The 7,548-nt window shown below is 50.3% G+C and carries 5 protein-coding genes and 1 pseudogene; 3 read left to right on the forward strand and 3 right to left on the reverse strand.

What is annotated here, in order from left to right:
• Window positions 1–44 precede the first annotated feature (44 nt).
• The 3 genes and pseudogenes from HMPREF3168_RS02715 to gtfA all read right to left on the reverse strand — a co-directional run bounded on the left by HMPREF3168_RS02715 (window position 45) and on the right by gtfA (window position 4,593).
• The gene (locus HMPREF3168_RS02715; protein WP_070488375.1) at window positions 45–992 is read right to left on the reverse strand and encodes a glycosyltransferase family 2 protein; all 948 of its coding nucleotides are present in this window, start codon (window positions 990–992) and stop codon (window positions 45–47) included.
• Window positions 992–2,950, reverse strand: a complete 1,959-nt coding sequence (locus HMPREF3168_RS02720) for a glycosyltransferase family protein (RefSeq protein WP_070488377.1) — start codon at window positions 2,948–2,950, stop codon at window positions 992–994. Before HMPREF3168_RS02720 ends, HMPREF3168_RS02715 begins: the two co-directional genes overlap by 1 nt.
• Window positions 2,951–3,282: 332 nt before the next feature.
• Window positions 3,283–4,593, reverse strand: a pseudogene (gene gtfA / locus HMPREF3168_RS02725) (sucrose phosphorylase).
• Window positions 4,594–4,894: 301 nt separating this feature from the next.
• On the opposite strand from gtfA, the gene HMPREF3168_RS02730 reads away from it, so the two are divergent.
• The 3 genes from HMPREF3168_RS02730 to HMPREF3168_RS02740 all read left to right on the forward strand — a co-directional run bounded on the left by HMPREF3168_RS02730 (window position 4,895) and on the right by HMPREF3168_RS02740 (window position 7,481).
• Window positions 4,895–5,653, forward strand: coding sequence for a substrate-binding domain-containing protein (locus HMPREF3168_RS02730; RefSeq protein WP_083289581.1), 759 nt, complete (start codon window positions 4,895–4,897; stop codon window positions 5,651–5,653).
• 192 nt (window positions 5,654–5,845) lie between these two features.
• On the forward strand, window positions 5,846–6,568 hold the full coding sequence (larD, locus tag HMPREF3168_RS02735; RefSeq protein ID WP_003613539.1) for a D/L-lactic acid transporter LarD: 723 nt from the start codon (window positions 5,846–5,848) through the stop codon (window positions 6,566–6,568).
• A gap of 427 nt (window positions 6,569–6,995) precedes the next feature.
• Complete coding sequence (locus HMPREF3168_RS02740; protein ID WP_025896346.1) at window positions 6,996–7,481, forward strand: sigma-70 family RNA polymerase sigma factor; 486 nt, start codon at window positions 6,996–6,998, stop codon at window positions 7,479–7,481.
• Window positions 7,482–7,548: the final 67 nt, after the last annotated feature.

The raw sequence follows: 7,548 nt of genomic DNA on the forward strand, positions 1-7,548 counted from the left end.
GTTGATAACACTTGACTTAGAGTAGAAAAATAAAAAGATCGACCTCAGTCGATCTTTTTAACATTCTTGATATTGGATTCACTGGAAATATAGTGGGGTCGGTGCTTGCTTTCCATATAAATCTTGGCCAGATACTGGCCAATCACGCCCAGGCTGAGCATGACTAGACCCCCGATGAAGATCACCACGCAGATCAAGGAAGCCCAGCCGGCTACCGGGTCCCCGTGGATCAAGCGCCGCAGGATGATCACGACCAACATGATAAAGGCTACGCCCGTCATAATAAAGCCCAGCCAGGAGGACAGTTTCAAGGGTACCAGGGAGAAGTTGATAATCCCGTCAATCGCGTATTTAAACAGCTTCCAGAAGTTCCACTTGCTTTCGCCAGCCACTCTCTCCACGTTTTCATATGGCAGCCAGTAGGTCTTGAAGCCAACCCAGCCAAAGATCCCCTTGGAGAAGCGGTTGTATTCGCTCATCTCCACGATCGCGTCGACCATGTCCCGCTTCATCAAGCGGAAGTCCCGGGCGCCATCGACCACGTCGGCATCGGAAATCTTATTGATGATCTGGTAGAACTTGCGGGCAAACCAGCTTCTGACTGGCGGTTCCCCCTTCCGGTCCTCCCGTCTGGTCGCCACGCTGTCGTATTCGCCTGAGTCCAGGATCTTGATCATTTCCGGCAGAAGCGCTGGCGGATCCTGCAGGTCAGCGTCCATTACGGCCACATAGTCCCCGCTGGCATTGACGAAGCCCGCGTACATGGCCGCCTCCTTACCGAAGTTTCTTGAAAAAGAAATATAGAAGACATGGGGGTCTTTTTCCGCCAAGTCGTGCAGGATCTCCAGGGTCCGGTCTTTTGACCCGTCATTGACAAAAATCAGCTCATAGTCGTCTGGCAACTTTTCCAAGACTTCGCTGGCTACCGGATAAAAGAGCGGCAGAGCAGCTTCTTCATTGTAGCAAGGAACAATAATTGAAATCTTCTTCATTATTTTTGCTTTTTCCCTTCCCTTTCTGCATTCTTCCCCTTAAGTTTAATCCCTAAGCCCAGGCAAATAAAGCCTGGCCAGGATAAAAGGGAGATCGCCAAGAGCAGCTTCAGCCACAGGGGAGTCACGAATTCCAGGTAAGCCACGTTCTTACCCTGGCGGCTGGCTACTTTTGGCGCGCCAATCCGGCTTCTTTCATACTTGGTCAAAACTTTGCCGTTGACCGTCAATTTCGACTGGGCATAAGTAACGACCGGCAGGCGCTTCTTTTTGCCCTTGCTAGTCCAGGTCAGCTTGACTTTTCCCCCCTTGAGGATCTCAAACTTAATTGGCTTTCTAACCTTGTGATTTAAAACCGTCTTGTCGTAAGAGCGGGCGGCCTTATTCGTCTGCTCTTGCCAATATTCCTTATTTTTGTAGCCATCTGCCCAGCCGGTAATAACCGGCTTAGGGTCAAATTTGTAAACTGGCAGGTAGTCAGCGATTGGCTTTTTAGTCAAAGTCAAAAACTTACGCAAGTCATTCGTGTGCGTGGCCGCGTTGGCCTGCCGCATGGCCTCTTTCCGGGCGGGAGTCATGGCGATCAAACCTGACTTGGTCTTCTTGTTTTTATGCTTGCCTGGATTGGTGACTTCATGGCCAAAATTAGTGCTGGCATTATGACCAACATTGTTCAAATAGCCGTTCCAAGCATCAGCATTCATGTAACGGACCATGCTGCTCGTAGTAAGGGCTAAAGCCGCACCAATTAGACCATAAACCAGCCAGGAGAAGTGCTTGGACTTCTTCAGCAGGATTTCTGCTGACATCCCTATCCCGATCAATAGCAGAGGATAAGCGATGCAGGTGAAACGGGACGGAAACTGCAGGTAGCGGGCCAAGGCTGGCAGGCGGTTGGAGATCCGTTCCCAAGGCAGGAGCCGGGAAGACATAAAGAGCCAAAAAGCGCCATATAAAGTAATATAGCTGTTCAGGTGGTCTTTTTGTCTTTGCCAGACGGCATAGAGGATCTGGCCGGCAAAGATGCAGAAGAGCCAGTAAGTCAAACCGTCTCTTTGGTTGTAGCCCAAAAGCCCCCTTGGCGCGACTGCCAGGTAAGTGTGCTTGAGGTGCAGGGCATTGGCCATCATATTCATGGTCGATGGCGCCGCCAGACTGTTGGTCTTGGACAGCCATAACAGGGGAGCCAGGGTGTTTAAGGCCAGCAAGACCGCCAGGCCCACGGCCTGGCAAGTCTCCAGCCACAACTGCCGCTGCCCCTTGTTTTTAATCAAGACATAAAGCCAGGCCGGAAGCAAAAAGGCCATATACATCACGGCCGTCAGCAGGTGGACTTCCAGCGCGAGGGCCATTAAGAGACCCATTTTGACCCAGGGGATTTTTTTCTCGGCAAAAATCATATCCGCGGCTACTAGAATGCCATAAGGCATCATAGCAGCACTGATCCCGGAGAAGTTGGTTGCCCCCTGCCATCGGGGCATCCAGCCAATCGTCAGATAGAGCATGGCCAAAATCGTGGCCACTGACCGCCGGCTGTTAAAGCGGCGCAAGGCCCGGTACATGCCGATCCCCCCAACCGCGTAGACGATAAAGGAGCTGACTATCTGATACCGATACCAGGTCTTAACGAGCAATAAGAGCAGGCCGTTGGCGTAGGCAAACAGCGGCCCGTACAGGGCATTGATCACCCGGCCTGAGTGACCGTAGCCATACATGCTCATGAACCAGTTGAAGTTGCCGTGCTTGATCTGTTCCGCCGTTTCATAGAAGCGGTTATAGTGAAAGATCGTATCTGAACCGATGATGACGTTCCCGGTCAGCATCTGCCGGAAACAGAAATACGCCGCTAGCAAAAGCAGGGCCGCGTAAGGCAAGTAGGCTTGGTATTCAAGCTTGCGTTTTTTATTCTCTTTCATTTCAAATTTCATCTCTTTTAAAATTTCATCTCTTTCCCTCAACTTCAGCGGCTTTTTGCCGCTACCGATATAAATTTCAATGCATAATTTTACTGGCTTATAGGATAGCTTTTCAAGCAGCTGTTTACAAGCTGCTTCAATTGTTTTTAATGGCCGTCTATGATTATTTTCATTTTTTAAAGCAGACCAAAAAAGCAGCTGCTTCTGGCGGGCTGCTCTTTAGGCAGTGTATATGTATGTTGTGTATATCAGGGAAAGAAAAATATAAGAAATATGAGTTATAGACAAGTTCTTTCAGCTCGTCTACGGTTCTTATAGTACACAGGAAGTTTGAATAATCTATGATTGTCCCGTTGCTCTTCAATGAACTTTTTCTACAGGTCAACTGCCTGGCCATTGACCGTAATTTGGTAGGTCAAATCAGCCAGGTTGACCCGGGTTAAGACGATTTCATGCTCGCTTGGAGTGGCAACTTCAAGCAGCCCTGCCAGGTCAAAGGCGGCTTCGCTGTTTCTGAATTCCAGCAGCTTCAAGAGCTTGGCCACGACTGGCCGGTCAACTTCATGGGCGATCTCTTCCAGGCTGTAGTAGTGGCGGTTGATATTACGGCCTTCCTTGCTGCTTTCCAGCAGGTCCAGGTCATTTTCCCCCGCCAGCAGGCCAACGTAATAGATCTGCGGAATTCCCGGGGCAAAAATCTGCAAGAGCCGGGCCAGGAAGTATTTCCGGTCATCATTGCCCAAGGCTGAGTAGTAAGTCGTGTTGATTTGGTAGATGTCCAAATTGTTGTATTCAGCTGATGAGTACTTGCGCTTAACGTTGGCCCCAACCTTGTACAATTCCTGGGTCGTGTAGTCGATCTCTTCATCAGTCAAGATGTCTTTGGCATCGACCACACCCAAGCCGTCGTGCGTGTCCAGGGTCGTAAACTGCTTCATCGGGCACTGCTTGAGCCAGGCAGCCAACCGCTGGCTCTTGCCCGTGTAAAGGGAGTAGAGCAGGACCATTGGCAGGGCAAAGTCGTAGATAAAGTAGCCATGGTCACTGACCTTTTTAGGCAGGGTATAGTGCTCATGGATTTCTGGCAGAATCTGCGCGTCAGTCCCAGCCAGGTCTTGCCGGACCTCTGCCAGCAAGTCCCAGATCTCCGGATCAACGAAGAAGTCACTCGTGTCCAGCTTCTTGACCGCGTAAGCAAAGGCATCCAGGCGGATCAAGCTGGCGTGGTGCTTGGCCAACTGCTACAAGGTTTCCTTGACGAAGCGTTTGGTAACTTCCGTCCGCACGTCCAGGTCAATCTGGTCCGGGCCAAAAGTATTCCACATCTTTTCATGGCTGCCGTCCGCGAATTCCAGGTCTTCCCAAGGGGCCTTGTCCTTGCGCTTGTAAATCAGGTCCAAGTAGTAGTCAGAGTGAGCTGAAATGTGGTTGATCATAAAGTCAAACATCAAGTAATACTACTCACCCAGCTTTTCCACATCAGACCAATCGCCAAATTCCGGCGCGACTTTTTCATAAGTCATCGGGGAAAAGCCCCGGTCGCCGTGAGACGGGAAGAAGGGCAGAATGTGAATCCCGCCGATCGCCTTGGAGAAATACCGGTCCATCACATAAGCCAGGTCGTGCAGGTCATGGCCCAGGCTGTCAGGATAAGTTATCAGCATTGCTTTATTTTGCAGTTTCATTTTTACCTCATTTTCATTTTAAAGCGCTTTATTACTGTGCTAACCCCAGTTTACAAGGGCGGAGTCCATTAAGAAATTTCCGGCAGCTTTTTTGCAGCAAAATCTGCTTAAAAGCTTATAATATCAACTGTCAGACCAATTGTTTTTTGCAGTTTGAAAGGAGCTTAATAGCAGCATGAAAGTCACTCTTACTGAAATCGCCCAGCTGGCCGGCGTCTCCGTTGCTATGGTTTCCCGCTATTTCAAGTAGCAGCATGTCAGCCCCGCCAACCAAGCCAAAATTGCCCAAGCCGCCAAAAAGTTGCACTACCAACCCAAAAAGGCCAGGTCTAAGACCATCCTGGTCCTCTTGCCCACCATCAGCAACCCGCTCTACGCGGAATTCTACGAGGCAGTCCAGGGGAACTTGGAACAGCTGGGCTATGACAGTCAGCTGCATGTCGGCCTAGCAACCGCCTACCTCAAGCTCTTGAAGGGCGATGAATTCGGCGGCATGATTACCAGCTTGCCAGAAACTCCCCTGCCTTTGGCCAGAAAGCTCCCGACGGTTTCTTTTGACCGGCCTATTTCCCGGGAAATACCGCTAGTCAGTTGTGACAATTATGGCGGCGGCTGCCTGCTGGCTCAGGCTGTTTTAAAGCGGGGAGCCAAGCAGATCCTGATCCTCTGCGGCCGCCAGCAGGACCTCTCCCCCATCAACGAGCGCCTGCGCGGCATGATGGATTATTTCCAGAAGCAGCAGACCAGCTTTGAGACGGCTTATCTGGACTTCACTTCCGGCAACCTGCTCAAGCAGGTTCGCCTGGCCAAGTTGCTGACCGGACAAAAGTACGACGCCATCTGCTGCAGCGATGATATCACCGCCTTGCTGGTCAAGCAGCGAGTCCGCCAGCTGGGCTACCAGCCTTTGCTAACAGGTTTTGACGGCTCCAATTTTGTCCGCAATTTTTTTCCGGACCTGCTGACCGTTAAGCAGCCGATTAAGGACCTGGCAGCCCTGACCTGCCAGTTGCTCGACCAGCGCCTGCGCCGGGGCCATTTCCCCAGCGGCCATAAATAGGAATTGCCGGTCACTTTGCTAGATTTGTGAACTATTCACTTACTTTTCCCTAGAAAGTTTGTTAAATCTAGCGATGAAAACGCATTCATGCTCAAAAAATCACGATTCCCTATATCTTTTTGCCGGCTATAGGTATATAATTATTAGCTGTTATGTACCTTAAAAATTATCTACTGCAAGGAGAATAGGATTTTGATACACAACTTGTTAAATGAGTTCCTGTCTACCGGGCTCATGATTCTTTTCGGTGTTGGCGTGCACTGCGATGACGTTTTGAACAAGACCAAATACCACGGCTCAGGCCACATTTTCGCCATTACGACCTGGTCATTTGGGATTACCGCCTGCCTCTTCATCTTCGGCGGCGTCTGCATGAACCCAGCCATGGCTCTCTGCCAGGCTATCCTAGGGATCATCCCATGGTCCAGCTTCATCCCTTATACTCTGGCTGAATTCGCCGGTGCCTTTGCCGGGGCTCTTCTGGCCTACTTCATGTATGCTGACCACTTCAAGGCTTCCAAAGACACCATCGACGGCGTGGCTACCCGGAACATCTTCTCCACCAACCCTAACCTGCGTAACCTGCCACGGAACTGGATGGTCGAAATGATCGCCACTACCATCTTCTTGAGTGGTATCCTGGCTATCGTGGCCAACTACGAAAAGTTCGGTTTCACTCCACTCCTTGTGGGTCTCTTGGTATGGGCAATCGGTATGGGCCTTGGCGGTACTACTGGCTTCGCCATGAACCAAGCCCGGGACTTGGGCCCTCGTCTGGCTTACCAAATCCTGCCAATCAAGAACAAGGCCAACAACGACTGGCAATACGGCCTGATCGTACCAGGTACCGCGCCATTTGCCGGTGCCGTACTGGCTGCCATGTTCGTCAAGTACTTCTTGAAGCTGACTTTCTAATTCAAGAAATATTGAACGTAAACATAAAAGAAAAAAGCGCTGGACCGCGACGTCCAGCGCTTTTTCGCGTAAAAAAATAGATATAGATGCGGCCCGGAGACCGCGTAATTTGCTTGTCTTGGAAAGAATAAAAAAAGTATGGAATCAATAGATCAAGATCTCTTGATCTATGGCTTAAATGATACGGGGGAAGTATGAATGATCTATGACGACTTTCTTGCTTTTCTCCTAGGAAAACTTTTATTTTTTACCTTGATTGACTCCCTAAATCTGCCCTTAAACAGCCGTTCTTACATTTTCTTCAAAGTGTAAAGGGTGGAAAAACGGGCTTGCTGCCTCCTTGCTCCTGGTCAGCACTCCTTTGGCAAAGCCCTTAAGCTAATACTTGCAAGGCGCCGAGCAAGAAAAAATTAAGGAGTGCGAAAAAATGAACATGCAAATCAATCAAGCAATGGACCAAGCCTGGGAAAGGCGGAAATTAGTCGCCGGAGCCTTGAAAACGGCCCATGTCTACCGGAAGTGTGCCGATTACGAGGACCTTTTTCAAGAAGGCCTGATCGTCTACGCCCAATGCCTGCAAGAAATGGCTGACCAGCCGCAAGAAGAAGCTGACAAGCTGGCCTTCCGCAAGGTCTACTGGCGGATCCTTGACCTGCTCCGGCAGAAGAAGCGGCAAAGAGACCACGACGAACCACTACTGGCTGCCGCCTTTGTTGGTCAGGCCGACCAGCACAATCTGCTTCTTAAGGAAGCCTGGAAGAAGCTGTCGACTAGCGAAAAGCTGCTTTTAGGCCAGAATCTTCTGGCTGGCCGCAGCCTCAAGGAAACGGCCGACTTAATGAATATTCCCTACCGGACGGCCAGCCGGATTAAGAAGCAGGCCCTGGAGAAACTCCGCCGGCAGTTAGCCTGAATTATTATAAAGAAACAAAGCAAAGCCCCCGCGACCGCGCAATGTCATTAAGTTAAGACATTGACTC

It is taken from the genome of Lactobacillus sp. HMSC08B12, assembly GCF_001808415.1.
Classification (GTDB): domain Bacteria; phylum Bacillota; class Bacilli; order Lactobacillales; family Lactobacillaceae; genus Lactobacillus; species Lactobacillus delbrueckii.

Bases quoted from the DNA above. Each gene is read 5' to 3' on its own strand.
- HMPREF3168_RS02715 (WP_070488375.1), bottom strand. From the start codon at position 992: ATGAAGAAGATTTCAATTATTGTTCCTTGCTACAATGAAGAAGCTGCT.
- HMPREF3168_RS02740 (WP_025896346.1), top strand. From the start codon at position 6,996: ATGAACATGCAAATCAATCAAGCAATGGACCAAGCCTGGGAAAGGCGG.